This window comes from Vibrio rubrogenes (assembly GCF_059641415.1).
This window is the reverse complement of record NZ_JCARSY010000122.1, coordinates 1-467: the sequence shown is the minus strand read 5'-3', so window position 1 is coordinate 467 and position 467 is coordinate 1. Positions and strand designations below refer to the sequence as shown.

The window sequence follows — 467 nt, the reverse complement described above, 5'->3', positions numbered from 1 at the left end:
GGCGCGAGCTAATGCGCTGGCACACCGACTCCAAATACTTGGGGTGACTCCGGGACAGCGGGTTGCGGTGCGCTTGCCGCGTTCAGCCGCCTTAGTGGTGGCGGAGCTGGCGATTCTCAAAGTCGGTGCGGTGTATGTACCGCTCGACCCGAATGCCCCAACCGAACGTCAGCGTTATGTACTGGATGATTGTGGTGCCAATGTGTTGATGACCGCGTCGTTGATGACTGGGGTGGAAACGGCTGCCGATACCTCGCCACTCACAGTCGTGACGCTGACAGATTCAATGCTGGAGGAACTGCTGAACGAACATGGTACAGCATCCGTGTCGGTGCCGGTCAGTGGTGATACCCCGGCCTATGTGATGTACACCTCAGGCTCGACCGGTCAGCCGAAAGGTGTCGTCGTACCACATCGGGCAATTGCCAGACTGGTGCTGAACAATGGTTATATGGCGGTGCAACCTG

General features: G+C 58.2%; 1 protein-coding gene. It reads left to right on the top strand.

Annotated elements, in window-relative coordinates; translation table 11 throughout:
• Positions 1 to 467: AMP-binding protein (locus AC55NX_RS20830; RefSeq protein ID WP_496997468.1), on the top strand; the 467-nt coding region annotated here is incomplete at both ends.